Genomic DNA, 26,585 nt, shown 5'->3' with positions numbered 1-26,585 from the left:
CCCGCGGGCCGGTTTTTCATGGTGCGTGCCGAACGTCAGTTGCGGTTGCCGCCGAAGATGCCGAGCAGCGCAAGCAGGTTCGTGAACACGTTGTACAGGTCGAGGTAGATCGCGAGCGTGGCCGAGATGTAGTTCGTCTCGCCGCCGTTCACGACCCGCTGGACGTCGAACAGCATGTAGGCCGAGAAGATCGCGATGGCGAGCACCGACACGGTGAGCATCAGCGCCGGCAGCTGCAGGAAGATGTTCGCGACCGACGCGAGCAGGATCACGATCACGCCCATGAACAGCCACTTGCCGAGCCCGGAGAAGTCACGCTTGCTGACGGTGGCGATCGTTGCCATCGTCGCGAAGATGATGCCGGTGCCGCCGAACGCGAGCATGATCAGCGACGGGCCGTTCGAGAAGCCGAGAATGAAGCTCAGCAGCCGCGACAGCATCAGGCCCATGAAGAACGTGAAGCCGAGCAGCACGAACACGCCGGCCGCGCTGTTTTTGGTCCGCTCGATCGCGAACATGAAGCCGAACGCGATCGCGAAGAACGCGAGCAGGCTCATCATCGGGCTCGTGGCCGCGAACAGCGAGAAGCCCGTCGCGACGCCGACCCAGGCGCCCAACACGGTCGGCACCATCGACAGCGCGAGCAGCCAGTACGTGTTCCGCAGCACGCGGTTGCGAACCTCGGCGGTGCTGACGGAACCGCCGCGGCCGAAATTGTACGGATAGTCGTTCATGGTTTCTCCTAACATTGAACGCGTGGGCGTCCGGGGCCGGTTCGGCGCGCGCGATGTGCGGCGCAGCAAACCGGGGCAGCTATGGCTAAGATACGTTCCGTGCCGGGAGGTTTCAATGGCCTGGCGGAACAAAACACAGGGATTCTGAACCTTTCATGCGTGTAAGGGTTCAATCGCAATGATACACGGGATCGTGCTACAATAGCGGATTCATTTGAACCTGTAACTTCTTAATTTTTTGGAGTTTTTATGGCAATCGAGCGCACCCTGTCGATCATCAAGCCGGATGCGGTGGCAAAGAACGTGATCGGCCAGATCTACAGCCGTTTCGAAGGCGCCGGCCTGAAGATCGTCGCATCGCGCATGGCGCACCTGTCGCGTGCCGACGCAGAGAAGTTCTACGCAGTTCACGCAGCGCGTCCGTTCTTCAAGGATCTCGTCGATTTCATGATCTCGGGCCCGGTGATGATCCAGGTTCTGGAAGGCGAAGGCGCAATCCTGAAGAACCGCGACCTGATGGGCGCGACGGATCCGAAGAAGGCGGAAAAGGGCACGATCCGCGCCGACTTCGCCGACAGCATCGACGCGAACGCCGTACACGGCTCGGACGCTGCGGAAACGGCAGCGGTCGAAATCGCGTTCTTCTTCCCGGAAATGAACGTTTACTCGCGTTAAGCCCTGGCTGACAGCAAGTAGGCAGGATTCAGCGCACGCGGCAAGGCAGCACATCATGACGAGCGAAACTTCCGTCAATCTTCTCGACTTCGATGCCGAGGGTCTTGTCGCGTACTGCGGCAGCCTGGGCGAGAAGCCGTTCCGCGCCAAGCAGTTGCAGCGCTGGATCCACCAATACAACGCCGGCGATTTCGACGGCATGACCGATCTCGCGAAGTCCCTGAGGGAAAAACTCAAGGGCCGCGCATCGATCGTGATGCCGGACATCGCCAGCGATCACGTTTCCGCCGACGGCACGCGCAAGTGGCTGATCGACGTCGGAAACGGCAATGCGGTCGAAACCGTGTTCATCCCGGAAGAGACGCGCGGCACGCTGTGCGTGTCGTCGCAGGCCGGGTGCGCGGTGAACTGCCGCTTCTGTTCGACGGGCAAGCAGGGCTTCTCCCGCAACCTGTCGACAGCCGAAATCATCGGCCAGCTCCGGATGGCCGAATTTGCATTGCGAGCGTCGCTGGGCCGCGCGCCCGGACCGAACGGCAAGGCCGAACGGGTCGTCACCAACGTGGTGATGATGGGCATGGGCGAGCCGCTCCTGAATTACAGCGCGGTCGTACCCGCGATGCGGTTGATGCTCGACGACAACGCATACGGCCTGTCGCGCCGTCGCGTCACGCTGTCGACGTCCGGCGTGGTGCCGATGATGGACCGCCTCGGCGCCGAGTTGCCGGTCGCGCTGGCCGTTTCGCTGCACGCGCCGAACGATGCGCTGCGCGACGAGCTGGTGCCGCTCAACAAGAAGTATCCGCTGCGCGAGCTGATGGCCGCGTGCCAGCGTTATCTGAAGGTTGCGCCGCGCGACTTCATCACGTTCGAATACTGCATGCTCGACGGCGTCAACGACACCGAAGCGCATGCGCGCGAACTGCTGGCCGTCACGCGCGACGTGCCGTGCAAGTTCAACCTGATCCCGTTCAATCCGTTTCCGGAATCGGGCCTCATCCGCTCGAAGCCGGAGCAGATCAAGCGCTTCGCCCAGGTCCTCATCGATGCGGGTGTCGTCACGACCGTGCGCAAGACGCGCGGCGACGACATCGATGCCGCGTGCGGGCAGCTGGCCGGCGCGGTGAAGGATCGCACGCGCCTCGCGGAGCGAACGGGCGCAGCAGGAAAAATCATCGAAGTTCGGGCAGTTTGACGGGGGCACCTGGCCGGGGTGCCCGAACCCTTTGGCGGTGCAACACGCGAATAGCGATCGGTCGCGGCGCCTCGGCGCCGCGCATGGTATGAACCGTTGCGGGTGCCGGCCGGCAGGAGCCGGCGGCAGCCGCCAGTGAAGAAGAATCGACGCGAGGACAAGGATGAGTGAGCCGCAGCCGTCTAACGGCGCAGAGACGAATGCCGCGAAGCCGGCACCGGCGGGACTGGAATCGCTGGCAGCGGTCGGCAGCCGCCTGGCGCAGCTTCGGGAGACGAAGGGCTGGTCGGTCGACGACGTGTCGGCGCGACTCAAGGTCGCACCGCAAAAACTCCGGGCGCTCGAGGCCGGCGACATCAGCCATTTGCCCGGCGTGACGTTCGCGCTCGGGGTCGTGCGCAGCTACGCGAAGATGCTCGGCGTCGATCCGGAACCGTTCGCGCAGGCGCTGCGCCGCGAACGCGGGGTGCCGGAAGTCGACCTGTCGATGCCTGCGTCGTCGGGCACGGATCTGCCGCGCGGCCGCGTGTCGATCCCGCTCGGCGGCTCGTCGCGCCACCATCCGTGGCTGTGGGGAACGGGGATCGTCATCGTCGCGGTGGTCGCGGTACTGATGTGGCACACTGGCGGCGATTCGTCGGGCCTGCTCGCGCGCTTCAAGGGCGGCGACGCCGAACATGCGTCGGCCGCTGGCGCGGCGCCGGCATCGTCGTCTGCGGAAGAGGCGGCGACGAACGGCGCGTCGGCGGCGGTCGCGAATGAGGTTCCGGCCCCGGCCGCTGCATCGGCTGCGCCGGCGCAGGCGATCGCGTCGGCCGTTCCGGCGTCCGCGGCCCCGGTCGCGACGGCGGCTGCGTCGCAGCCCGTGCCGGAAACGGCGGCACCAGGCACGGCCGCGCCGGCCCAGCCGGCGAGCGTCGTGGTGGCGGCAGGCCAGTCGATGATCGAACTGAAGGTCAAGCAGGATTGCTGGTTCAGCGTGCGCGACAAGAACGGCAAGGAGCTGTTCTCGGCGCTGGTGCGCGGCGGCGAAACGAAGCAGGTTGCTGGTGATGGGCCGTTCAAGGTCACGATCGGCAACAAGGCCGGCCTCGACGCGGTTGCGTTCGACGGAAAACCGGTCGATCCGGCAAAATATTCGGCAGCGCGGGGTAACGTGGCGCGGTTCACGTTGCCCTGACGTCAAGCGCCGTGGCGAAGGCTTGCCGTCGATACCGGCAGGCCGTGAGAGCACGGCGCTTTTTCAATTCATGCGCCGCGTCGCGGCGCATTCCGCGTAAATGGATCTATCGATGCAATCCGAAGCTCAATCCCCACGCAGCAGTCAGATTTGTTCAACCGAGCCGGTGTTCGGCGGGCATCAGCCGCGCCGCGTATCGCATGCGGTGGATGTCCGCTGGGGCGGGCAACTCGTGACGATCGGCGGCGACGCGCCGGTGCGCGTGCAGTCGATGACGAATACCGACACGGCCGATGCGATCGGCACGGCGATCCAGATCAAGGAGCTCGCGAACGCGGGCTCCGAACTGGTGCGCATCACGGTCAATACGCCCGAAGCCGCGGCCGCCGTGCCGGCGATTCGCGAGCAGCTCGACCGGATGGGCGTGACCGTGCCGCTCGTCGGCGATTTCCACTACAACGGCCACCTGCTGCTGCGCGACTACCCGGGCTGCGCGGAGTCGCTGTCGAAGTACCGGATCAACCCCGGTAACGTCGGTCAGGGCGCGAAGCGCGACACGCAGTTCGCGCAGATGATCGAGGCCGCGGCGAAGTACGACAAGCCGGTGCGGATCGGCGTGAACTGGGGCAGCCTCGACCAGGACCTGCTCGCACGCATGATGGACGAGAACGGCGCGCGTGCGCAGCCGTGGGACGCGCAAAGCGTGATGTACGAGGCGCTGATCCAGTCGGCGATCGGCTCGGCGGAACGCGCGGTCGAGCTCGGCCTCGGCCGCGACCGCATCGTGCTGTCGTGCAAGGTCAGCGGCGTGCAGGACCTGATCGCCGTGTACCGCGAACTCGGCCGCCGCTGCGGCTTCGCGCTGCACCTCGGGCTGACCGAGGCCGGCATGGGCTCGAAGGGCATCGTCGCGTCGACGGCGGCGCTCGGCGTGTTGCTGCAGGAAGGGATCGGCGACACGATCCGCATCTCGCTGACGCCGGAGCCGGGCGCGTCGCGCACGGGCGAGGTGATCGTCGGCCAGGAAATCCTGCAGACGATGGGCCTGCGCTCGTTCGCGCCGATGGTGATCGCATGCCCGGGCTGCGGCCGCACGACGAGCACGCTGTTCCAGGAACTCGCGATGCAGATCCAGACGTATCTGCGCGAGCAGATGCCGGTCTGGCGCAAGGAATATCCGGGCGTCGAGAAGATGAACGTCGCGGTGATGGGCTGCATCGTCAACGGTCCGGGCGAATCGAAGCACGCGAACATCGGCATCAGCCTGCCGGGTTCGGGCGAGAACCCGGCCGCGCCCGTCTTCATCGACGGCGAGAAGGTCAAGACGCTGCGCGGCGAGCGGATCGCCGAGGAATTCCAGCAGATCGTCAGCGACTACGTCGCACGCAATTACGGCCGCACCGAGGCCCTGAACTAATTCGTCCACACACACGAACGATGACTGAACAGAAACGCAAGATCGAGAAGCTCACCGGCGTCAAAGGCATGAACGACATCCTTCCGCAGGATGCCGGCCTGTGGGAATTCTTCGAAGCTACCGTGAAATCGCTGCTGCGCGCGTACGGCTACCAGAACATCCGCACGCCGATCGTCGAACACACGCAGCTGTTCACGCGCGGCATCGGCGAGGTCACGGACATCGTCGAGAAGGAGATGTACAGCTTCACCGACGCGTTGAACGGCGAGAACCTGACGATGCGCCCGGAAAACACCGCGGCCGTCGTGCGCGCGTCGATCGAGCACAACATGCTGTACGACGGCCCGAAGCGCCTGTGGTACATCGGCCCGATGTTCCGTCACGAGCGTCCGCAGCGCGGCCGCTATCGCCAGTTCCACCAGGTCGGCGTCGAGGCGCTCGGCTTCGCGGGTCCCGATGCGGATGCCGAGATCATCATGATGTGCCAGCGCCTGTGGGACGACCTCGGCCTGACCGGCATCAAGCTCGAGATCAACTCGCTCGGCCTCGCCGAAGAGCGCGCCGCGCACCGCGTCGAGCTGATCAAGTACCTCGAGCAGTTTGCCGACGTGCTCGACGAGGACGCGAAGCGCCGCCTGTATACGAACCCGCTGCGTGTGCTCGACACGAAGAATCCCGCGCTGCAGGACATCGCGCAGAACGCGCCGAAGCTGATCGACTTCCTCGGCGACGAATCGCGTGCGCACTTCGAAGGGCTGCAGCGCCTGCTGCTCGCGAACAACATTCCGTTCAAGATCAACCCGCGTCTCGTGCGCGGCCTCGACTATTACAACCTGACCGTGTTCGAGTGGGTGACCGACAAGCTCGGCGCGCAGGGCACGGTCGCGGCTGGCGGTCGCTACGATCCGCTGATCGAACAGCTCGGCGGCAAGCCGACCGCCGCGTGCGGCTGGGCGATGGGCATCGAGCGCATCCTCGAACTGTTGAAGGAAGAGGATCTGGTGCCCGAGCAGGAAGGCGTCGACGTGTACGTCGTGCACCAGGGCGAGACCGCGCGCGAACAGGCGTTCATCGCGGCCGAGCGCCTGCGCGACACGGGCCTCGACGTGATCTTCCACTGCAGCGCCGACGGCGCGCCGGCGAGCTTCAAGTCGCAAATGAAGCGGGCCGATGCAAGCGGCGCCGCGTTCGCGGTGATCCTCGGCGAAGAAGAGGTCGCGAACGGCACGGTGGGCGTGAAAGCGTTGCGCGGCGCGGGTGCGGAAGGGGAAAAGAACGTTCAGCAGACCGTACCGGCCGAAAGCTTGACCGAATTCCTAATCAATGCGATGGTTGCATCCGCCGAAGATGGCGACGACTGATCGCGCTGGCATCCGCTCGACAAGAAAAGCCTGAACAGGAAGAAGGAATCGCTCGCCGATGAGTTATCACGACGAACAAGAATCGATTGAAAGTCTCAAGGCGTGGTGGGCCCGCTGGGGCAACCTCACCACGTGGATCGTGCTCGCGGCGCTCGTCGTCGCGGCCGGTTTCAACGGCTGGAACTACTGGCAGCGCCGTCAGGCTGCCGAGGCGTCCGGGCTGTACGAGCAGGTCCAGAAGGCCGCCGCCGCGAACGACAAGGCGACGATGGCCCGCGCGGCTGCCGACATGGAAGACAAGTTCGGCAGCACGCCGTATGCGCAGATGACGGCGCTCGCGGCCGCGAAGACGCTGTATGCGGCCGGCGACGCGGCAGGCGCGAAGGCGCAGCTGCAATGGGCCGTTGATCACGCCAAGGACGACGAGTACAAGCAGATCGCGAAGCTGCGTCTCGCGTCGCTGCTGCTCGACGAGAAGGCGTACGATGCGGGCCTCGCGCTGCTGTCGGGCACGCCGGTCGATGCATTCAAGGGCCTCGTGGCCGATCGTCGCGGCGATCTGCTCGCCGCGCAAGGCAAGACCGACGATGCGCGCGCGGCTTACAAGCTCGCGCTCGACGGCCTGTCGAAGGACGACCAGTCCGCGCGCCAGCTCGTGCAGTTCAAGCTCGACGCGCTCGGCGGCTGAATCCCGGTCCCCTCAACCTCTTAACTCTGCTTCGCTAACCGATGAATTTGCTGAAACGTTACGCTGTGCCCGTTGCCTGCGCGGCGGCTGTCCTCGCTTTGGCGGCTTGCTCGTCGTCGAAGGACGCGCGCCGCGTGCCGACGCCGCTCACCGAGTTCAAGCCCGTCATGGACGTGCAACAGGTCTGGAAGGCGAGCGTCGGCAAGGGCGGACGCTACCTGTTCTCGCCGGTGGCCGTGGGCGACGCCGTCTATGCGGCGGGCGAAAACGGTTCGGTCGAAAAGATCGACGCGAAGACGGGCCAGACGCTGTGGCGCTCGAAGGTCGGCTCGGATCTGTCGGCCGGTGTCGGCAGCGACGGCAACCTGACCGCGGTCGGTGCGCTGAAGGGCGGCGTGTTCGTGCTGGGCCCGGACGGCAAGCAGCTGTGGAAGACCACCGTGCAGGGCGAGATCTTCTCGCCGCCGCTCGTGGGCAACGGCCTCGTGGTCGTCCGCACGATCGACGGCCAGGTGATCGCGTTCAACGCGCAGACGGGCGAGCAGAAGTGGAACTACCGCAACCGTGCGGTGCCGCTGAACCTGCGCGTGTCGGCCGGCATGACGTTCGCGGGCGACGCGGCCGTGCTCGCGGGCTTCCCGGGCGGCGGTCTCGTCGCGATCAATCTGCAGACGGGCGAGCCGTTCTGGCAGACTCCGGTGTCGTTCCCGAAGGGCGTGACCGAGGTCGAGCGCATCAACGACGTCAGCGGCCCGCCGACGCTCGTGGGCGCGGAAACTTGCGCGGTGACGTTCCAGGGGCAGCTCGGCTGCTTCGATGCGAACTCGGGCCGTCCGCTGTGGGAAAAGCCGTTCTCGAGCCGCAGCGGCCTCGCGCAGGACGATTCGGTGGTCGCCGGCGGCGACGACTGGTCGGTCGTCACCGCGTACGACGCGGCCACGGGCAACCAGCTCTGGCGCAACGACAAGCTGAAGAGCCGTGACGTCGGCGTGCCGTACCTGCTCGGGCACGCGGTCGTGATGGGCGATTACAAGGGCTTTGTGCACTTCCTGTCGCGTGAAGACGGCAGCTTCATCGCGCGGATGAAGACCGACGGCAGCGCGATTACCGCGGCGCCGGTCCTCGCGGGCAATACGCTCGTCGTGCAGACGAAGGACGGCGGCCTGTACGGGTTCCGCCCGCGCTGACGCGCAGGAAACAGGCGCGACCGCGGCGCGGCGGGCAGGTCCCGCGCGCCGCGGTCGCGCGACTTGAAGGCGGCCGGCGTTCCCGGCCGCTCGGTATTTGAAAGGCAGTTCGAGACGAAAGACGACGGCGCGCAACGCGCGCCGGGCGCACGCATCCGGCGCGGCGCGAATTCGTGATATTTTCATTCAGCGCAGCCGCCCGCAGCAGCGGGCCTCCCGCTGCTGCGCTTCACCGTAGAAAACACAGATGAAACCGGTCATTGCCCTCGTTGGGCGCCCCAATGTGGGGAAATCCACGCTGTTCAACCGGCTCACGCGCTCGCGCGATGCGCTGGTCGCCGACTTGCCGGGTCTCACGCGCGATCGCCATTACGGCGAAGGGCGCGTCGGCGAACGGCCATACCTGGTCGTCGATACCGGCGGCTTCGAGCCCGTCGCGAAGGACGGCATCCTGCACGAAATGGCGCGTCAGACGCGGCAGGCCGTCGAGGAAGCCGACGTCGTCGTGTTCATCGTCGACGGCCGCAACGGACTCGCGCCGCAGGACAAGTCGATTGCCGACTACCTGCGCAAGACCGGCCGGCCGATCTTCCTCGTCGTCAACAAGGCCGAGGGGATGAAGTACACGGCGGTCGCGACGGACTTCTACGAGCTCGGGCTCGGCGACCCGCGCGCGATCTCGGCCGCGCACGGCGACGGCGTGACCGACATGATCAACGAGGCGCTGGAAGTTGCGTATGCGGGCCAGCCCGAGGAGGCGGACGAGGACGATCCGTCGCGCGGCATCAAGATCGCGATCGTCGGCCGGCCGAACGTCGGCAAGTCGACGCTCGTCAACGCGCTGATCGGCGAAGACCGCGTGATCGCGTTCGACATGCCGGGCACGACGCGCGACTCGATCTACGTCGACTTCGAGCGTAACGGCAAGAAATACACGCTGATCGACACGGCCGGCCTGCGACGCCGCGGCAAGGTGTTCGAGGCGATCGAGAAGTTCTCGGTCGTGAAGACGCTGCAGTCGATCTCCGACGCGAACGTCGTCATTCTTCTGCTGGATGCGCAGCAGGACATTTCCGACCAGGACGCGCACATCGCCGGCTTCGTCGTCGAGCAGGGCCGCGCGCTCGTGATCGGCGTCAACAAGTGGGACGGCCTCGACGATCACGCGCGCGACCGCGCGAAAGCGGATTTGACCCGCAAGCTGAAATTCCTCGACTTCGCGAAGTCGCACTTCATTTCGGCCGCGAAGAAGACGGGTATCGGCGCGCTGATGCGCTCGGTCGACGACGCGTACGCGGCGGCGATGGCGAAGCTGCCGACGCCGAAGCTCACGCGCGCGCTGATCGAGGCCGTCGAATTCCAGCAGCCGCGCCGTCGCGGCCCGGTGCGTCCGAAGCTGCGCTATGCGCACCAGGGCGGCCAGAATCCGCCGATCATCGTGATCCACGGCAACGCGCTCGACGCGGTGACGGAAACCTACAAGCGTTACCTCGAAAACCGATTCCGCGAAACTTTCTCGCTGACCGGGACTCCATTGCGCATAGAGTTCCGTTCGTCGAACAACCCGTACGCGGACAAGGGCTGAAGCACGCCCCGCAAGGCATCGGCCGCATGGCCAGTGGCCGGGCGGGGCAGGCAAAATCAGCTATAGTGTAGCGATTGGCGCCGGATCTCTTTTTCTTCGCCGCCAATCCAGATCAACCTGCAAAAAAAGATGGAGTACGCCATGAGCAACAAAGGGCAATTGTTACAAGACCCGTTTTTGAACGCACTGCGCAAAGAGCACGTTCCCGTTTCGATCTACCTCGTCAACGGCATCAAGCTTCAAGGGAACATTGAATCGTTCGACCAGTACGTCGTGTTGCTCCGTAATACGGTGACCCAGATGGTTTACAAGCACGCCATCTCGACGGTCGTGCCGGCGCGCCCGGTGAATTTCCACCCGGACGCGGAAGCCTCGTCCTAACCTATCGCAGCGGCCGGCATCCGGTCGCCGCGAGCGACCGATGCCAGCCGCCTTATCTTGACACCCGATAATTTGATCAACGCAGCGCTCGTCGGCATCGATTTCGGCAAGACCGATTTCGAAGCCAGTCTCGAAGAACTCAGTCTTCTCGCCTCCAGTGCGGGGGCCCGTCCCGCCGTCACCCTCACGGGTCGTCGTGCCAGTCCCGATGCCAAGATGTTCATCGGCAGCGGCAAAGCCGAAGAATTGCGGCTTGCCTGCGACACGCACAACGTCGAAATCGTCATCTTCAACCACGCGTTGGCGCCCGCCCAGCAACGTAATCTGGAGCAGGCACTTAACAGGCGCGTGGTCGATCGCACGAGCCTCATCCTCGACATCTTCGCGCAGCGCGCACGCAGCCACGAAGGCAAGCTGCAGGTCGAACTCGCGCAGCTTCAATATCTGTCGACCCGGCTCATTCGCGCGTGGACCCACCTCGAGCGGCAAAAGGGCGGTATCGGCCTGCGCGGCCCCGGCGAAACCCAGCTCGAAACCGACCGCCGGCTGATCGGCGAACGCATCAAGATGCTGAAGTCGCGGCTCGACCGGCTGCGCCGCCAGCACAGCACGCAGCGCCGGCAGCGCGCGCGCAGCGGCACGATGTCGGTGTCGCTCGTCGGCTATACGAACGCGGGCAAGTCGACGCTGTTCAATGCGCTGACGAAAGCGCAGGCGTACGCGGCCGACCAGCTGTTCGCGACGCTCGATACGACGTCGCGGCGCGTGTACCTCGGCGACGAGGTCGGCCAGATCGTCGTGTCCGATACGGTCGGGTTCATCCGCGAGCTGCCTCACCAGCTCGTCGCCGCGTTCCGCGCGACCCTCGAGGAAACGATCCACGCAGATCTGCTGCTGCATGTGGTCGATGCGTCGAGCGCGGTCCGGCTCGAGCAGATCGAGCAGGTCAACGGCGTGCTGCACGAGATCGGCGCGGACACGATCCGCCAGGTGCTGGTGTTCAACAAGATCGACGCCGTGCCCGAGCTGGCGGCCCGCGGCGACGCGGTCGAGCGGGACGAGTATGGTAATATTTCGCGCGTCTTTTTGAGCGCGCGCACCGGTCAGGGTCTTGATACGTTGCGTGCCGCCATCGCCGAAATCGCCTCCGCGGAACACCTTTCGAGCGCGACGTTGTCCGACGCGCTCGATGGCACGTCCGCTGAACCGCACGAAGACCACACGATTTCCGAACACGGGCGCTAACCGGTCCCGGCCGGTTCGCCGGCGTCCAATCTGGTGAACAAACTCTGGTGAACGAATACAACGAGCGGAGTACCTGGCGGCGGATGCGCGCCTTGCTGTCGATCAACGATCCCCGCTGGGGACGCGGCGAAGGCAATGGCAAGGACGGATCCCGCCCCCGCGCGAACGAATCGAAGCGTCCGCAAGGCGGCGACGGCGACGGTCCGCCCGATCTCGACGAGATGTGGCGCAACTTCAACCGGCGCCTGAGCGGCCTGTTCGGCGGCAAGGGCGGCAACGGCTTCCGTCCCGACAACGGCCGGGCCGCCCGGGTCGGCGTCGGCATCGTGATCGGCGTGCTGGTCGCGGTGTATGCGGGCAGCGGGCTGTTCGTCGTGCAGGAAGGTCAGACGGGCGTCGTGCTGCAGCTCGGCAAGCTGTCGGGCACGGTCGGCCAGGGCGTGCACTGGCGTGCGCCGTATCCGTTCGCGTCGCATGAGATCGTCGACACGTCGCAGGTCCGCTCGATCGAGATCGGCCGCAACAACGTCGTGCGCCTCGCGAACGTGAAGGAAGCCGCGATGCTGACGCGCGATGCCGACATCGTCGACGTGCGCTTCATCGTCCAGTACCGGATCCGTTCCGCCACCGATTACCTGTTCCGCAGCGTCGATCCCGAGCGCAGCGTGTCGCAGGCCGCGCAGGCCGCGGTGCGCGCGATCGTCGGCACGCGCAGCGCGGCCGACATGCTGAATCAGGATCGCGATGCGCTGCGCGAGCAGCTGTCCACCGCGATCCAGCGCGATCTCGACCGCTACCAGTCGGGGCTCGAGGTGACGGCCGTCACGATGCAGAGCGTCGCGGCGCCCGAGCAGACGCAGGCCGCGTACGCCGAAGTCGCGAAGGCGCGCGACGAGCGCGAGGCCGCGAAGCGCGCCGCGCAGGCGTATGCGAGCGACCTGCTGCCGAAGGCGCAGGGCGATGCGGCGAAGCTCGTCGACGAAGCGAAGGCGTATGCCGATCGCGTGGTCACGGAAGCCGAGGGCGACGCGGACCGCTTCAAGCAGGTCTATGCTCAGTACTCGAAGGCGCCCGCGGTCATCCGCGAGCGGATGTACCTCGAGACGATGCAGGAAATCTATTCGAACGCGACGAAGGTGTTCGTCGGCAACAAGGGCGGTAACAGCGTCGTGTACCTGCCGCTCGACAAGCTCGTCGAGCAGGGGCGGCAAAACGCCGCGGCGTCGACCGGCGCGTCCGCGCCCGATGCGGCGTCGGCACCGGCGGCCACGGCGCCGGCGGCAGCCGCAGCCGCGCCGGCGAGCGCCGCACCGGCCGCCACCGCGTCGGGTGTCGACGTGCTGCGATCGCGCGAAGCGTTTCGCAGCCGGTCGCGTGAAGACGATACGAAGTAACGGGGAGCGCAGAACATGAACCGAATCATTGCGCTCGTCGTCGCAATCGTGATCGTTGCCTTCGCGGCGTCGTCGACGGTCCTCACCGTCGATCCGCGCCATGCGGCCGTGCTGTCGGGCCGCGACGGCAGCCAGCCGGAGCTCGCGGGCCCCGGCGTCCATTTCAAGCTGCCGCCGCCGCTGCAGACGGCCACGCTGATCGACACGCGCCTGCAGTCGTTCGAGTCGTCCGATCCGCTGCAGCTGGCGACCGAAGACAAGCACGACCTGCTCGTCGCGTATGCGGTGAAGTACCGGATCAACGATCCGATGAAGTATTTCACCGCGACGGGCGGTGACCCGGCGGCGGCGGCCGAACGGCTGTCCGGCGCGCTGAAGGGCGCGCTCGGCGACGCATTCGGCAAGCGCGCGCTCGACGATGCCCTCGGCGGTCAGCGCGCGATCGCCGATGCGGCGCGCGATGCGGCGAAGGCGCAAGCGTCGGGTTTCGGCGTCGACGTGGTCGACGTCCAGCTGACGCGTGTCGACCTGCCGGCCGCGCAGACGGACGCCGTCTATCAACGGATGATCGGCGCGTTGCGCGATCAGGCGGTCCAGGTGCGTGCGCAAGGCGCGGCTGACGTCGAGCAGATCAAGGCCGACGCGGAACGCGAGCAGCAGGCCGTGCTCGCGAACGCGTACAAGTCCGCGCAGACGATCAAGGGCGAGGGCGATGCGAAGGCCGCGACGATCGCCGCCGACGCGTTCGGCCGCGATCCGCAGTTCTATCAGTTCTACGCGAGCCTGCAGGCGTACCGGAACACGTTCAAGCGCAACGACATCATCGTCGTCGATCCCGACAGCGAGTTCTTCCGCTTCATGCGCAGCCCGACGGGCGGTGCCGCACCGGCGGCGCCTGCTCCCCGCAAACATTGACCTTGGGGCGCCGCGTCGAGCGGCGCCGTCGCTCGCATGGACCTGGCTGGCTCGTTGTTGCTCGCAGTAGCGCTGATGCTGATCATCGAGGGGGCGTTCCCCTTCGTGTTTCCTGTCGCCTGGCGCGACACGTTTCGTAGAATAGCCGAGCGGCCGCCGCATCATATCCGGATCGGCGGGCTGATCGTGATGGTGCTCGGGCTCGTGCTGCTGTTGTTCGCGACCTGACCGGCGCCCCGATCCGGACGGCGCATCCGCCGTTCGTTCCGCCCGATTTCGAAGTTCCGATTCAACTCGCGGCGCGCGTGACGCGCGCCGTTTCCCGTCGTAGGACCGTACCGATGTCGACCTGGTTACTTCCCGAGAATATCGCCGACGTGCTGCCGTCGGAAGCGCGCAAGATCGAGGAGCTGCGCCGCAGGCTGCTCGACCGCTTCCGTTCGTACGGCTACGAAATGGTGATGCCGCCGCTGCTCGAATACCTCGAATCGCTGCTGACGAGCGGCGGCGCCGATCTGCGCCTGCGCACCTTCAAGCTGGTCGACCAGCTGTCGGGCCGCACGCTCGGCCTGCGCGCGGACATCACGCCGCAGGTCGCGCGGATCGACGCACACCTGTTGAATCGTCAGGGCGTGACGCGCCTCTGCTACGCGGGTCACGTGATGCATACGCGTCCGCGCGGCCTGCACGCGACGCGCGAGCAGATCCAGATCGGCGCCGAAATCTACGGCCACGCCGGGCTCGAGGCCGATCTCGAGATCCAGCAACTGATGCTCGACGCGCTGCATCTCGCGGGCCTGTCGCGCATCCGTCTCGACCTCGGTCACGCGGGCGTGCTCGCGGCGCTGCTGGCGCGCGACGCGCAGGCAGCCGAGCGCGGCGAGTCGCTGTACGACGCGCTGTCGGGGAAGGACGTGCCGCTGCTGAACGAACTCACCGACGATCTCGGCGCCGATACGCGCGCCGCGCTGCGCGCGCTGCCGAACCTCTACGGCGACGCGAGCGTGCTCGCCGAGGCGCGCACGCGCCTGCCGGTGCTGCCCGAAATCACGCGGGCGCTCGACGATCTGGCACAGCTTGCGTCGCAGGCGAAGGGCGTCGAAGTCGCGATCGATCTCGCCGACCTGCGCGGCTACGCGTACCACAGCGGCGCGATGTTCAGCGCCTACGTCGACGGCGTGCCGAATGCGATCGCGCGCGGCGGCCGTTACGACCACGTGGGGCAGGCCTATGGCCGTGCCCGTCCGGCGACCGGCTTCTCGCTCGATCTGCGCGAGCTCGCGCGGATTTCGCCGGTCGAGGCGCGCGGCACCGCGATTCTCGCGCCGTGGGCGCAGGACGATGCGCTGGGTGCCGCCGTCGCGGCCCTGCGGGATGCGGGCGAGGTCGTGATCCAGGCGCTGCCGGGCCACGACCACGTGCTCGACGAGTTCGCGTGCGATCGTTCGCTCGTCGAGCGTAACGGCGCATGGGTGGTCGAGCCCCGATAAACGGGTGTTCGCGGGCCGTGCTTCGGCGTGCATATCGTTGAAGCGAAACGGAAAAATTCGGAAACGCCCGCGAACATAGGTAGAATACGTTTTTAACCAGCTAACGAATCAACATGTCTGCCAGCGCAGTGAACGTGACTCCCGGGCGCAACGTCGTCGTCGTGGGAACGCAATGGGGTGATGAAGGCAAGGGCAAGATCGTCGACTGGCTGACGGACCACGCTCAGGGCGTCGTGCGTTTCCAGGGCGGTCACAACGCCGGCCACACCCTCATCATCGGCGGCAAGAAAACGATCTTGCGCCTCATTCCGTCGGGCATCATGCGTGAAGGCGTCGCCTGCTACATCGGCAACGGCGTCGTCCTGTCCCCCGAAGCACTGTTCAAGGAAATCGGCGAGCTGGAAGAGGCCGGCGTGAACGTGCGCGACCGTCTGTTCATCTCCGAAGCGACGACGCTGATCCTGCCGTACCACATCGCGATCGACCAGGCGCGCGAAGCGCGCAAGGGCGCGGGCAAGATCGGCACGACGGGCCGCGGCATCGGCCCCGCGTACGAAGACAAGGTCGGCCGCCGCGCGCTGCGCGTGCAGGACCTGTTCGACGCGAAGACCTTCGCCGATCGCCTGCGCGAAAATCTCGATTTCCACAATTTCGTACTGACCCAGTATCTGGGCGGCGCGGCCGTCGATTTCCAGGCCACGCTCGACACGATGCTCGGCTATGCCGACCGCCTGAAGCCGATGGTGGCCGACGTGTCGCGCCGCCTGTACGACGCGAACAACGCGGGCCAGAACCTGCTGTTCGAAGGCGCGCAAGGCACGCTGCTCGACATCGACCACGGCACCTATCCGTTCGTCACGTCGAGCAACTGCGTCGCGGGTGCGGCGTCGGCCGGCGCGGGCGTCGGTCCGCAGAAACTCAACTATATCCTCGGTATCACGAAGGCGTATTGCACGCGCGTCGGCTCGGGCCCGTTCCCGAGCGAGCTGTACGATGCGGACAACCCGCAGCGTCAGGACCAGATCGGCGTCACGCTCGCGAACGTCGGCAAGGAATTCGGTTCGGTCACCGGCCGTCCGCGCCGCACCGGCTGGCTCGATGCGGCTGCGCTGCGTCGCTCGATCCAGATCAACGGCGTGTCGGGCCTGTGCATGACGAAGCTCGACGTGCTCGACGGCCTCGACGAAGTCAAGCTGTGCGTCGGCTACCGAGTCGACGGCAAGGACGTGGACATCCTGCCGCGCGGCGCGGTTGATGTCGCGCGTTGCGAACCGGTGTACGAGACGTTCCCCGGCTGGAAGGAAAGCACCGTCGGGATCAATACGTGGGACGCGCTGCCGGCGAATGCGCAGGCCTACCTCGCCCGCGTCCAGGAAGTGGCTGGCGTGCCGGTCGATATGGTGTCGACGGGCCCGGACCGCGACGAAACGATCCTGCTCCGCCATCCGTTCAAGGTGTAAGCTCCAGATGACGCAGCAAATCACGATGACGGCGGCAGACTTGATGACCGATCCGCGCAACGACGACAAGAACCTGTGGGTAGGCTGGGACGAGTATCACCGTCTGATCGAACTGCTCGCGCTCCAGGTGCATGCGTCGGGCTGGAAGTTCGACCAGATCCTCTGCCTTGCGCGCGGCGGCCTGCGCGTTGGCGACCAGCTGTCGCGCATCTACGACGTGCCGCTCGCGATTCTTGCGACGAGTTCGTACCGGGAAGCGGCCGGCACCGAGCAGGGCGAGCTCGACATCGCGCAGTACATCACGATGACGCGCGGCCATCTCGCGGGCAACGTGCTGCTGGTCGACGACCTCGTCGATTCGGGCGTCACGCTCGCGCGCGTGCAGGAGCACCTGAAGGAGCGTTATCCGGCGGTCACGGCCGTGCGTTCGGCCGTGCTCTGGTACAAGGGTTGCTCGAAGGTCAAGCCCGACTATCACACGCAGTTCCTGCCGACGAATCCGTGGATTCATCAGCCGTTCGAGGAGTGGGACACGGTACGTCCGCACAACCTCGAGGCGTGGATCAAGCGCGGTCGCGCGCAGCGCGACGGTTCGGGCGCGTAAGCGGCCGGCCGATCGAAGGAAAGCCTTGTACGGCGCCGCTTGCGGCGCCGTTTTTCGTTGGCGCGCGCGGTGCGCCACGCGGCGCGCGGCGCGCACCCGATAGGCAGGCGGCGCGGCCCCGGCTATGATGGCAGCCCTGCCACAGGTCGCGCCGGATTGCATGCGTCACGTGGATCACGTGGTTCCACGGCAACACGGCAGGGCGGCGTTTCACGGGGGCGCGAGTAGAATAGCGCTCGTTTTGTCCGACCCGGACCCGATTATTACGCTTCATATGAACGACACGACTCACGCGACCGACGCCGCACACTCGCCGCATTCGACGCAACAACACTCGATGCGGGCGCTAGCGATAGCAGCCATCGGCGTCGTGTTCGGCGACATCGGCACCAGCCCGCTGTATTCGCTGAAGGAGGCGTTCAGCCCCGCGCACGGTATTCCGCTGACCGAAGCGTCGATTCTCGGCGTGATCTCGCTGCTGTTCTGGGCCATCGTGCTGGTGGTCGGCGTCAAATACCTGCTGTTCGTGATGCGGGCGGACAACAACGGCGAAGGCGGCGTGCTCGCGCTGATGGCGCTGTCGCTGCGGCCGCTGGACTCCAAAACCCGGGTCGCGGGCGCGTTGATGGCGCTCGGGATATTCGGCGCGTGCATGTTCTACGGGGACGCGGTGATCACGCCGGCGATCTCGGTGATGTCGGCCGTCGAAGGTCTCGAGATCGCGACGCCGCACCTGTCCCATCTCGTGCTGCCGATCACGATCGTGATCCTGATCGCGCTGTTCTGGATCCAGCGGCACGGTACCGCGCTGGTCGGCAAGCTGTTCGGTCCGATCATGGTGCTGTGGTTCGTCGTGATCGCGGCGCTCGGCGTGTACCACATCGTGCGCGTGCCGGGCATCATCGCGGCAATCAATCCGTATTACGCGGCGTCGTTCATGGCCGACCACCTGCTGCAGGCCTACGTCGTGCTCGGCTCGGTCGTGCTGGTGCTGACCGGCGCGGAAGCGCTCTACGCGGACATGGGCCACTTCGGTGCAAAGCCGATCCGGTACGCCGCATACGGGCTCGTGATGCCGTCGCTCGTGCTGAACTACTTCGGCCAGGGCGCGCTGCTGATCCAGAATCCGAAAGCGATCGAAAACCCGTTCTTCCTGCTGTCGCCCGAATGGGGGCTGCTGCCGCTCGTCGTGCTGTCGACGGTCGCGACCGTGATCGCGTCGCAGGCCGTGATCTCGGGCGCGTATTCGCTGACGTCGCAGGCGATCCAGCTCGGCTACGTGCCGCGCATGAAGGTGCTGCATACGTCGGAGCTTGCGATCGGCCAGATCTACGTGCCGGTCGTGAACTGGCTGCTGCTGGCCGTGATCCTCTGTATCGTCATCGGCTTCAAGAGCTCGGATAACCTCGCGGCCGCGTACGGCATCGCGGTGACGGCGACGATGGTGATCACGACCGTGCTCGCATGCGTCGTGATGGTCAAGGTATGGAACTGGAACCGGCTGCTGGTCGGTGCGATCATCACGGTGTTCCTCGCGATCGACCTCGGCTTTTTCGGCGCGAACCTGCTGAAGGTCGCGCAGGGCGGCTGGTTGCCGCTCGGCATCGGCGCGCTGCTGTTCTTCCTGCTGATGACATGGTACAAGGGGCGTCACATCGTCAAGGAACGCACGGCGGCCGACGGTATCCCGCTCGAGCCGTTCCTGCAGGGGCTGCTCGCGCATCCGCCGCACCGCGTGTCGGGCACCGCGATCTACCTGACCGGCAACGACAAGCTCGTACCCGTCAGCCTGCTGCACAACCTGAAGCACAACAAGGTGCTGCACGAGCGGACCATTTTCCTGACGTTCGTTACGCGCGACATTCCGTACGTGCGCGACGACAAGCGCCTGAGCTCGCGCGATGCGAGCGGCGGGCTGTACATCGTCAAGGCCGAGTACGGCTTCAACGAGACGCCGGACGTGAAGGCCGTGCTCGAGGAATTCGGCCGCACGCACGACATGACGTTCGAACTGATGGACACGTCGTTCTTCCTCGCACGCGAAACGGTGGTGCCGACGCATCTGCCCGGCATGTCGATCTGGCGCGAACGCGTGTTCGCGTGGATGCATCAGAACGCGGCGAAGCCGACCGACTTCTTCTCGATTCCGGCGAACCGCGTCGTCGAGCTCGGCACCAAGATCGAAATCTGACGGGCGCGAGGGGACCGCGGACGCAGCCCATGCCGAGCAAGTCGCGCGTGTCGCCGAAGCAATAAAAAACCCGCCTTTCGGCGGGTTTTTTGTGGTCGATGCCTTTGCGTGCTCAGCGCTTCAGCTTCGCGAATGCGGCGGCCATCGCGCCGGCCGGTTCCGGCTCGCGCGAACGCTGCGGGCGGGCGGCGCCGCGGCCCGCGTTGCCGCGATCCTGGCCGCCGCGCGACGCCGTGCCGGGCGCGGCCGCGTCGTCGTCGAGGCGCATCGTCAGCGCAATGCGCTGGCGCTTTACGTCGACGTCGATCACCTTCACCTTGACGACCTGGCCGGCCTTCACGACTTCGTGCGGGTCCTTGATGAACTTCGTCGACATCGCGGACACGTGGACGAGGCCGTCCTGGTGCACGCCGATATCCACGAACGCGCCGAACGCGGCGACGTTCGTCACGACGCCTTCGAGCGTCATGCCCGGCACGAGATCCGACACCTTTTCGACGCCTTCGCGGAACGTGGCCGTCTTGAATTCCGGACGCGGATCGCGGCCCGGCTTCTCCAGTTCGGCCAGGATGTCGCGCACGGTCGGCAGGCCGAAACGTTCGTCGACAAATTCCGTCGGCGACAGGCCCGACAGCGCTTCGCGGTTGCCGAGCACGTCGTCGATGCGCTTGTTGATCTTCGCGAGCATCCGTTCGACGACCGGATACGCTTCCGGGTGCACCGACGAGCGGTCGAGCGGATTCTCGCCGCCGTTGATGCGCAGGAAGCCGGCGGCCTGTTCGAAGGTTTTGTCGCCGAGGCGCGGCACCTTGCGCAGGTGTTCGCGCGACGGGAACGGGCCGTTCGCATCGCGATAGTCGACGATGTTGCGCGCGAGCGTCGCGTTCAGGCCCGACACGCGGGCGAGCAGCGGGGCCGACGCCGTGTTCGCGTCGACGCCGACCGCGTTCACGCAATCCTCGACGACCGCGTCGAGCGAGCGGGCGAGTTCGCGCTGGTTCACGTCGTGCTGGTACTGGCCGACGCCGATCGCCTTCGGCTCGATCTTCACGAGCTCCGCGAGCGGGTCCTGCAGGCGGCGGGCGATCGACACGGCGCCGCGCAGCGACACGTCGAGGTCCGGGAATTCCTTCGCGGCGAGCTCGGACGCCGAGTAGACCGACGCGCCGGCCTCCGACACGACGATCTTCTGCAGGCGCAGCTCAGGGTGTTTCGCGATCAGTTCGCTCGCGAGCTTGTCGGTTTCGCGCGACGCGGTGCCGTTGCCGATGCTGATCAGCTCGGCCTGCGTCTGCGCGGCGATGCGCGCGAGTTTCGCGATCGAGCCGTCCCAGTCGCGGCGCGGCTCGTGCGGGTAGATCGTGTCGGTCGCGAGCACCTTGCCGGTGCGGTCGACGACCGCGACCTTCACGCCCGTGCGCAGGCCCGGGTCGAGGCCGATCACGGCCTTCGGGCCGGCAGGCGCGGCCAGCAGCAGGTCGTTCAGGTTGCGCGCGAACACGCGGATCGCCTCGGTTTCGGCCGTCTCGCGCAACTGCGTGAGCAGTTCGTTTTCGATATGCGGCTGCACCTTCACGCGCCAGCACCAGCGGCAGACGTCGGACAGCCATTTGTCGGCCGGACGGTTCTGGTTCGCGATGCCGAAATGGCGCGCGATCATCGCCTCGCCGGGATGCGGCACCTGCGCGTCGAGCTCTTCGCCGAGGCCGAGCTTGATCGTCAGCACGCCCGCGTTGCGGCCGCGGAACAGCGCGAGCGCGCGGTGCGACGGCACGGTCTTGATCGTTTCCGCGTAGTCGTAATAGTCGCGGAATTTCTCGCCTTCCTCGTTTTCCTTGCCCTCGACGACGGCCGACGACACGACGCCCTGGTTGTGCAGGTAGTCGCGCAGCTTGCCGAGCAGCTCCGCCGTCTCGCCGAACTGCTCGGACAGGATGTCGCGCGCGCCGTCGAGCGCCGCTTTTACGTCGGCGACGCCCTTGTCGGCGTCGACATACGCGGCCGCCTCGGCCTGCGGGTCGAGCAGCGGGTTCGCGAGCAGCGCCTGCGCGAGCGGCTCGAGGCCGGCCTCGCGGGCGATCTGCGCACGGGTGCGGCGCTTCGGCTTGTACGGCAGATAAAGGTCCTCGAGCACCTGCTTGCTGTCGGCCGCGTCGATCGCGGCACGCAGTTCGTCGGTCAGCTTGCCTTGTTCGTCGATGCTCGACAGGATCGCGGCGCGGCGATCCTCGAGCTCGCGCAGGTACAGGAGGCGTTCCTCGAGCTGGCGCAGCTGCGTGTCGTCCAGGTTGCCGGTCACTTCCTTGCGGTACCGGGCAATGAACGGAACGGTCGAGCCTTCGTCGAGGAGTTGCACGGCCGCCGCGACCTGGCGCGGCTGGACGGACAGTTCGGTGGCGATGCGCTGTACGATCTTGAGTGCTACGGTTTCCGTCATGTCGTGGATGGTCTGTCTGCCTGCTGAAATCGCGGCGCGGGCCGGCAGGCCCGAAGCGGCGGGCTGCCCGGCGGGCCCGGCGGGCCAAAGGCCGCGGGTGAATGAAGCGGGGCATTTTGCCATAAATGGCGGAGCGTCCAGCCGGGGGTGATAGAATTTGACACATGTCCCGCAGCTTTCCTACGACGTTGCCAACTTCCCGTATTTCTCTCGTCGCGCTCGGCGCAGCGCTCGCCGCGGCTTTGTCCGCCGGGCCTTCCGGCGCATTCGCGCAGGCCTCGGACGCCGCCGCGTCCGTGCCCGTTGCCGCTTCCGCCCCGGATTTCGACGCCCGTCAAAAAGTGCTCAATCAACGCTCCGCGGAAAACGATTATCGTTATGCGGTGGCGGAGCACGATTGCTACAGCAAATTCTTCGTCAACCACTGTCTCGGCAAGGCGCGCGACCAGATGCGCGAGGAGCGGGCGAGTATCCGCCAGGAGCAGCTCGCGCTCAACGACGAGCAGCGCGCGGTGCGGGCGCAGCAGCGCGACCAGCAGCAGGCGCTGAAGCAGGCCCAGAACGCGGCGGAAGCGCCGCAGCGGGCGGCGAACGACGCGGCCAACGCGGCTGCATTCCGCGACAAGCAGGAGCAGAATGCACTGAAGCAGGCGCAGCGCGGCGCGGAAGGGCCGCAACGCGCGGCGAGCAAGCAGGCATACGACCAGAAGCAGGCGGATTTCCAGCGCAAGCTCGACCAGGCGCACCAGCAGGCGGCGCAGAAGGCGCAGGAGCGGGCGGACAACGCCACGCGCTACGAGCAGAAGCAGAAGGAAGCCGCGCAGCACAAGGCCGATGTCGAGCGGCGTCAGCAGGAAGCGGCCCAGAAGGCCAAGCAGCAGCAACAGCAGGGGCAGTAACGTGTTGAATTGATCGGGATCAGTCTCGGGCGCGTCGGCACGCCGGCCGTCGCGCTGCTTCGATGAGGAGGCAAGTATGCAAAACCGTCACACGGAACAGCAGCAGGAATTGCACAACCGTTTGGCTGCATTGCAGGAGCAGCACCAGCAGCTCGCTCGGGAGATCGAGCTGAAGGAAGGGCACTCCGACATCGACGACATCACGCTGCACCGGCTGAAGAAGGAAAAGCTGGCGGCCAAGGACAAAATCATTTTGCTGCAATCGCAGCTCGAACCGGATAAGCGCGCCTGAGCGCGGCCTGGCAAGCGCCGGCGCCGCCCGGGCGCTGGACACAGGAACGCTTGCCTTGAATTCACCGCTTGAAGCCACCCCCGATGCCCGGCGTGACACGACGTCCGCCGGGCGCGCTCGTGCGCCCGAAGGCACCTTCGAGCTGAGCCGCAAGCGTGTCGACGAACTCGACACGATCTTCGGCGAAGGCGGGTTGCTGGCGCGCGCGCTCGACGGCTATCGGCCGCGTACGTCGCAGATCGAGATGGCGCGCGCGGTCGCGTCCGCGATGGAAGCGTCGGCGCGCCGGATGCCCGAGCCCGAGATCTTCGAAACCCGCAAGCGGCCGGCGCGCCGCCTGGGCGACGCCGACAAGCCGGGCGGGCCGGCCGCGGAGGATGCCGCGGCAGCCGAGTCCGACGGCGACGCAGGCGACAACACGCTGATCGTCGAGGCCGGCACGGGTACTGGCAAGACCTACGCGTATCTGGTGCCCGCGATGCTGTGGGGCGGCAAGGTGATCGTGTCGACCGGCACGAAGCATCTGCAGGACCAGCTGTTCCAGCGCGACATCCCGACCGTGCGCAACGCGCTGGCGGTGCCGGTGACGGTCGCGATGCTCAAGGGCCGCGCCAACTACCTGTGCCACTACTACCTGCAGCGCACGGCCGACAACGGCCGGCTGCCGTCGCGGCAAGATACCGCGTATCTGCAGGAAATCGTCCGCTTCGCGAAAATCACGAAGAGCGGCGACAAGGCCGAACTCGCAAGCGTGCCTGAAAACGCGCCCGTATGGTCGATGGTCACGTCGACGCGCGACAACTGCCTCGGCCAGGAATGCCCGCACTACAAGGAATGCTTCGTGATGCAGGCACGGCGCGAGGCCCAGCAGGCCGACGTCGTCGTCGTCAACCATCACCTGTTCTTCGCGGACATCATGCTGCGCGACACGGGGATGGCCGAACTGCTGCCGAACGCGAACACGATCATCTTCGACGAAGCGCACCAGTTGCCGGAGACGGCGACGCTGTTCTTCGGCGAGACGCTGTCGACGACGCAGATCCTCGAGCTCGCGCGCGACACGGTGGCCGAAGGCTTGAGCCATGCGCGCGACGCGGTCGAGTGGGTGAAGCTCGGCGGCGATCTCGAGCGCGCGGCGCGCGACTTGCGCCTCGCGTTCGCGAACGACCAGATCGTGCGCATGTCGCTCGCGCAGCTCGGCGACGATCACCCGATGTTCGGTGCGCTCGACGCGCTCGACGTTGCGCTCGACGCGCTCGCATCGGCGCTCGCGGGCCAGGCCGAGCGCGCGGAATCGCTCGGTGCGTGCCTGCGGCGCGCGCGCGAGCTGCAGGACCTGCTGGCCGGCTGGGTCGCGGCCGGCGCGGCGGAGGCAGCCGCGCAGGCCGACGCGGCAGCGGCCGGCGGCAACTCGGCATCCGACGGCGATCCGAACGAGAAGGTGCGCTGGGTCGAGGTGTTCGCGCATACCGTGCAGCTACACGAAACGCCGCTGTCGGTCGCGCCGATTTTCGCGAAGCAGCGTGCGGGCGTGCCGCGCGCATGGGTGTTTACGTCGGCCACGTTGTCGGTGCGCGGCGATTTCACGCACTACGCGGCGCAGATGGGCCTCAGCTCGCGTCGTTCGATGACACTCGCCAGCCCGTTCGATTACCAGTCGCAGGGGCTGCTGTACGTGCCGCGCAATCTGCCGCAGCCGTCGTCGCCGGCGTTTACCGATGCCGTCTTCGATGCCGCGCTGCCCGCGATCGAGGCATCCGGCGGCGGCGTGTTCATGCTGTGCACGACGCTGCGCGCGGTCGACCGGATCGCGTCGAAACTGCGCGACGTGATCGAATCGCGCGGCTGGAACACGCCGCTGCTCGTGCAGGGCGACGCAAGCCGCACCGAGCTGCTCGACCGCTTCCGCGCGTACGGCAATGCGATCCTGGTCGGCAGCCAGAGTTTCTGGGAAGGCGTCGACGTGCGCGGCGATGCGTTGTCGCTGGTCGTGATCGACAAGCTGCCGTTCGCGCCGCCGGACGATCCGGTGCTGGCCGCGCGGCTCGACGCGTTGACGAAGAAGGGGCTGAGCCCGTTCGCCGTGCACCAGTTGCCGCAGGCCGTGATCACGCTGAAGCAGGGCGCGGGCCGGTTGATTCGTGCGGAGACGGATCGCGGCGTGCTGATGATCTGCGACACGCGGCTCGTCGACAAGCCTTACGGGCGCCGGATCTGGCAAAGCCTGCCGCCGTTCAAGCGCACGCGCGAGATCGCGGTCGTGCAGGATTTCTTCGACGAGCAGCGCGCGGACAAGCGCGCGTGACCGCACGCGCGGCGCGTGTCGTGTGAACGCCCCGGCGCCGTCCGAATGCGGCGCCCATAAAAAAAACCCGGCTCGATGGCCGGGTTTTTTGCGTGCGCAACGGGTGTTACATCGCGCCGTGCTTCAGAACTGCCACCACGACTTCTTCGTACCGGGGCGAGAATGGCCGGTCACGTACGGGCTGTCGGGGAACGTGCCGGCGAGCACGCGCTTGGTGTCCTCGGCGAGTTCCGGCTGATTCAGCTTGCCGTACGACAGGATCATGATGTGCAGCGCATCCTCGATCGCCGGCGCGCCCTTGTAGTCCTTGATCGCGAGTTGCGCGCGGTTGATGGCCGCGACATACGCGCCACGACGGTAGTAGTAGTCGGCCGCGTGCACTTCGTGCGATGCGAGCGCGTTGACGATGTAGCGCATCCGTGCAGCCGCGTCGGGCGCGTACTTGCTCTTCGGGAAGCGGTCGACGACGACCTTGAACGCATCGTACGATTCGCGCAGCGCCTGCGGATCGCGCTCGCTCATGTCCTGGCCGGAAAAGCGCCCGAACAGGCCGAGATCGTCGTTGAAGTGGATCATCCCCTTCAGGTAGTACGCGTACGGGATGTCCGGATGATCGGGGTGGAGCTGGATGAAGCGATCGACGGCCTGGTCGGCGGCTGCCGCTTCGTTGTCCTTCCAGTTGCAGTATGCAACGTTGATCTGTGCCTGCTGCGCGAAATGGCCGAACGGATCGCGGCCTTGCAGCGATTCGAAATATTTCGCGCACTTGCCCCAGTCGCCGCCGGACAGTGCGTCCTGGGCCTCTGAGTATAATTTGTTGTTCGACCAGGTAGCCGTCTCGTCCTGCTTCTGCGGCAAGCCGTGGCAGCCGGCGATGAGGGCCGCGGCCGCTACCGCCGCAGCCCGGGCGGCGACGGTTCTGGCCGTGCGTTTGGTCGAATTCATCATGC

At 66.4% G+C, this 26,585-nt stretch carries 23 protein-coding genes; 20 read left to right on the top strand and 3 right to left on the bottom strand.

Annotation, left to right across the window (positions count from 1 at the left end):
- Positions 1-35 precede the first annotated feature (35 nt).
- Positions 36-734: a Bax inhibitor-1/YccA family protein gene (locus CFB49_RS09955; protein ID WP_006484459.1), complete on the bottom strand. Its 699-nt coding sequence runs from the start codon at positions 732-734 to the stop codon at positions 36-38.
- 249 nt (positions 735-983) lie between these two features.
- Between CFB49_RS09955 and ndk the strand changes: the two genes are divergently transcribed.
- The 17 genes from ndk to CFB49_RS09865 all read left to right on the top strand — a co-directional run bounded on the left by ndk (position 984) and on the right by CFB49_RS09865 (position 19,702).
- A complete protein-coding gene (ndk, locus tag CFB49_RS09950; protein ID WP_006478674.1) occupies positions 984-1,409 on the top strand; it encodes a nucleoside-diphosphate kinase in 426 nt (141 codons plus the stop codon).
- 55 nt (positions 1,410-1,464) lie between these two features.
- Entirely contained in the window at positions 1,465-2,604 is a 1,140-nt protein-coding gene (gene rlmN / locus CFB49_RS09945; protein WP_027784585.1) for a 23S rRNA (adenine(2503)-C(2))-methyltransferase RlmN, read from the top strand.
- 163 nt (positions 2,605-2,767) lie between these two features.
- A complete protein-coding gene (locus tag CFB49_RS09940) occupies positions 2,768-3,784 on the top strand; it encodes a helix-turn-helix domain-containing protein (protein ID WP_089491255.1) in 1,017 nt (338 codons plus the stop codon).
- Between the two features lie 112 nt (positions 3,785-3,896).
- Positions 3,897-5,201 carry a flavodoxin-dependent (E)-4-hydroxy-3-methylbut-2-enyl-diphosphate synthase gene (ispG, locus tag CFB49_RS09935; protein ID WP_006483314.1) on the top strand — a complete coding sequence of 435 codons (1,305 nt, stop codon included), beginning with the start codon at positions 3,897-3,899 and terminating at the stop codon, positions 5,199-5,201.
- A gap of 20 nt (positions 5,202-5,221) precedes the next feature.
- The gene (gene hisS, locus CFB49_RS09930) at positions 5,222-6,562 is read left to right on the top strand and encodes a histidine--tRNA ligase (RefSeq protein WP_089435115.1); all 1,341 of its coding nucleotides are present in this window, start codon (positions 5,222-5,224) and stop codon (positions 6,560-6,562) included.
- A 58-nt stretch (positions 6,563-6,620) separates the two neighbouring features.
- Positions 6,621-7,250, top strand: coding sequence for a tetratricopeptide repeat protein (locus tag CFB49_RS09925; RefSeq protein WP_006478678.1), 630 nt, complete (start codon positions 6,621-6,623; stop codon positions 7,248-7,250).
- Between the two features lie 41 nt (positions 7,251-7,291).
- The gene (gene bamB, locus CFB49_RS09920) at positions 7,292-8,437 is read left to right on the top strand and encodes an outer membrane protein assembly factor BamB (protein WP_069620842.1); all 1,146 of its coding nucleotides are present in this window, start codon (positions 7,292-7,294) and stop codon (positions 8,435-8,437) included.
- A gap of 247 nt (positions 8,438-8,684) precedes the next feature.
- A complete protein-coding gene (gene der, locus CFB49_RS09910; protein ID WP_011549692.1) occupies positions 8,685-10,022 on the top strand; it encodes a ribosome biogenesis GTPase Der in 1,338 nt (445 codons plus the stop codon).
- 141 nt (positions 10,023-10,163) lie between these two features.
- Positions 10,164-10,403: an RNA chaperone Hfq gene (gene hfq, locus CFB49_RS09905; RefSeq protein ID WP_006399927.1), complete on the top strand. Its 240-nt coding sequence runs from the start codon at positions 10,164-10,166 to the stop codon at positions 10,401-10,403.
- Positions 10,404-10,475: 72 nt separating this feature from the next.
- Positions 10,476-11,648, top strand: coding sequence for a GTPase HflX (hflX, locus tag CFB49_RS09900; protein WP_179234896.1), 1,173 nt, complete (start codon positions 10,476-10,478; stop codon positions 11,646-11,648).
- A gap of 47 nt (positions 11,649-11,695) precedes the next feature.
- Positions 11,696-13,042 (top strand): FtsH protease activity modulator HflK, encoded by a 1,347-nt coding sequence (gene hflK / locus CFB49_RS09895; protein ID WP_069620840.1) that lies wholly within the window; start codon positions 11,696-11,698, stop codon positions 13,040-13,042.
- Positions 13,043-13,057: 15 nt separating this feature from the next.
- Complete coding sequence (gene hflC / locus CFB49_RS09890) at positions 13,058-13,957, top strand: protease modulator HflC (protein ID WP_089491253.1); 900 nt, start codon at positions 13,058-13,060, stop codon at positions 13,955-13,957.
- A gap of 36 nt (positions 13,958-13,993) precedes the next feature.
- Positions 13,994-14,185: a DUF2065 domain-containing protein gene (locus CFB49_RS09885; protein ID WP_069620838.1), complete on the top strand. Its 192-nt coding sequence runs from the start codon at positions 13,994-13,996 to the stop codon at positions 14,183-14,185.
- Positions 14,186-14,298: 113 nt separating this feature from the next.
- Entirely contained in the window at positions 14,299-15,447 is a 1,149-nt protein-coding gene (locus CFB49_RS09880) for an ATP phosphoribosyltransferase regulatory subunit (RefSeq protein WP_069620837.1), read from the top strand.
- Between the two features lie 113 nt (positions 15,448-15,560).
- Positions 15,561-16,907 carry an adenylosuccinate synthase gene (locus CFB49_RS09875; protein WP_050013186.1) on the top strand — a complete coding sequence of 449 codons (1,347 nt, stop codon included), beginning with the start codon at positions 15,561-15,563 and terminating at the stop codon, positions 16,905-16,907.
- Positions 16,908-16,914: 7 nt separating this feature from the next.
- Entirely contained in the window at positions 16,915-17,511 is a 597-nt protein-coding gene (locus CFB49_RS09870) for a phosphoribosyltransferase (protein ID WP_006478688.1), read from the top strand.
- 274 nt (positions 17,512-17,785) lie between these two features.
- Positions 17,786-19,702, top strand: a complete 1,917-nt coding sequence (locus CFB49_RS09865; protein ID WP_069620836.1) for a potassium transporter Kup — start codon at positions 17,786-17,788, stop codon at positions 19,700-19,702.
- A 112-nt stretch (positions 19,703-19,814) separates the two neighbouring features.
- Here CFB49_RS09865 and CFB49_RS09860 read toward each other — a convergent pair whose 3' ends face one another.
- On the bottom strand, positions 19,815-22,139 hold the full coding sequence (locus tag CFB49_RS09860) for a Tex family protein (protein WP_069620835.1): 2,325 nt from the start codon (positions 22,137-22,139) through the stop codon (positions 19,815-19,817).
- Positions 22,140-22,303: 164 nt separating this feature from the next.
- Here CFB49_RS09860 and CFB49_RS09855 point away from each other — a divergent pair, with 164 nt between their 5' ends.
- The 3 genes from CFB49_RS09855 (at position 22,304) to CFB49_RS09845 (ending at position 25,635) form a co-directional block, all read left to right on the top strand.
- Positions 22,304-23,038: a hypothetical protein gene (locus tag CFB49_RS09855; protein WP_089491252.1), complete on the top strand. Its 735-nt coding sequence runs from the start codon at positions 22,304-22,306 to the stop codon at positions 23,036-23,038.
- Positions 23,039-23,114: 76 nt separating this feature from the next.
- Positions 23,115-23,330, top strand: a complete 216-nt coding sequence (locus CFB49_RS09850; protein ID WP_006478692.1) for a YdcH family protein — start codon at positions 23,115-23,117, stop codon at positions 23,328-23,330.
- Between the two features lie 55 nt (positions 23,331-23,385).
- Positions 23,386-25,635, top strand: a complete 2,250-nt coding sequence (locus CFB49_RS09845; protein ID WP_089491251.1) for an ATP-dependent DNA helicase — start codon at positions 23,386-23,388, stop codon at positions 25,633-25,635.
- 123 nt (positions 25,636-25,758) lie between these two features.
- Here the strand turns inward: CFB49_RS09845 and CFB49_RS09840 are convergent, their stop codons facing one another.
- Positions 25,759-26,583, bottom strand: a complete 825-nt coding sequence (locus tag CFB49_RS09840) for an outer membrane protein assembly factor BamD (RefSeq protein WP_046545840.1) — start codon at positions 26,581-26,583, stop codon at positions 25,759-25,761.
- Positions 26,584-26,585: the final 2 nt, after the last annotated feature.

Source organism: Burkholderia sp. AU17457, from assembly GCF_002223255.1.
In the GTDB taxonomy this organism is placed as follows: Bacteria; Pseudomonadota; Gammaproteobacteria; order Burkholderiales; family Burkholderiaceae; genus Burkholderia; species Burkholderia sola.
This window is presented reverse-complemented; position numbering and strand designations above follow the sequence as displayed.

Coding starts and splice junctions, on each gene's coding strand:
- CFB49_RS09955 (WP_006484459.1), bottom strand. CDS start 734: ATGAACGACTATCCGTACAATTTCGGCCGCGGCGGTTCCGTCAGCACC.
- ndk (WP_006478674.1), top strand. CDS start 984: ATGGCAATCGAGCGCACCCTGTCGATCATCAAGCCGGATGCGGTGGCA.
- rlmN (WP_027784585.1), top strand. CDS start 1,465: ATGACGAGCGAAACTTCCGTCAATCTTCTCGACTTCGATGCCGAGGGT.
- CFB49_RS09940 (WP_089491255.1), top strand. CDS start 2,768: ATGAGTGAGCCGCAGCCGTCTAACGGCGCAGAGACGAATGCCGCGAAG.
- ispG (WP_006483314.1), top strand. CDS start 3,897: ATGCAATCCGAAGCTCAATCCCCACGCAGCAGTCAGATTTGTTCAACC.
- hisS (WP_089435115.1), top strand. CDS start 5,222: ATGACTGAACAGAAACGCAAGATCGAGAAGCTCACCGGCGTCAAAGGC.
- CFB49_RS09925 (WP_006478678.1), top strand. CDS start 6,621: ATGAGTTATCACGACGAACAAGAATCGATTGAAAGTCTCAAGGCGTGG.
- bamB (WP_069620842.1), top strand. CDS start 7,292: ATGAATTTGCTGAAACGTTACGCTGTGCCCGTTGCCTGCGCGGCGGCT.
- der (WP_011549692.1), top strand. CDS start 8,685: ATGAAACCGGTCATTGCCCTCGTTGGGCGCCCCAATGTGGGGAAATCC.
- hfq (WP_006399927.1), top strand. CDS start 10,164: ATGAGCAACAAAGGGCAATTGTTACAAGACCCGTTTTTGAACGCACTG.
- hflC (WP_089491253.1), top strand. CDS start 13,058: ATGAACCGAATCATTGCGCTCGTCGTCGCAATCGTGATCGTTGCCTTC.
- CFB49_RS09885 (WP_069620838.1), top strand. CDS start 13,994: ATGGACCTGGCTGGCTCGTTGTTGCTCGCAGTAGCGCTGATGCTGATC.
- CFB49_RS09880 (WP_069620837.1), top strand. CDS start 14,299: ATGTCGACCTGGTTACTTCCCGAGAATATCGCCGACGTGCTGCCGTCG.
- CFB49_RS09875 (WP_050013186.1), top strand. CDS start 15,561: ATGTCTGCCAGCGCAGTGAACGTGACTCCCGGGCGCAACGTCGTCGTC.
- CFB49_RS09870 (WP_006478688.1), top strand. CDS start 16,915: ATGACGCAGCAAATCACGATGACGGCGGCAGACTTGATGACCGATCCG.
- CFB49_RS09865 (WP_069620836.1), top strand. CDS start 17,786: ATGAACGACACGACTCACGCGACCGACGCCGCACACTCGCCGCATTCG.
- CFB49_RS09860 (WP_069620835.1), bottom strand. CDS start 22,139: ATGACGGAAACCGTAGCACTCAAGATCGTACAGCGCATCGCCACCGAA.
- CFB49_RS09855 (WP_089491252.1), top strand. CDS start 22,304: ATGTCCCGCAGCTTTCCTACGACGTTGCCAACTTCCCGTATTTCTCTC.
- CFB49_RS09850 (WP_006478692.1), top strand. CDS start 23,115: ATGCAAAACCGTCACACGGAACAGCAGCAGGAATTGCACAACCGTTTG.
- CFB49_RS09840 (WP_046545840.1), bottom strand. CDS start 26,583: ATGATGAATTCGACCAAACGCACGGCCAGAACCGTCGCCGCCCGGGCT.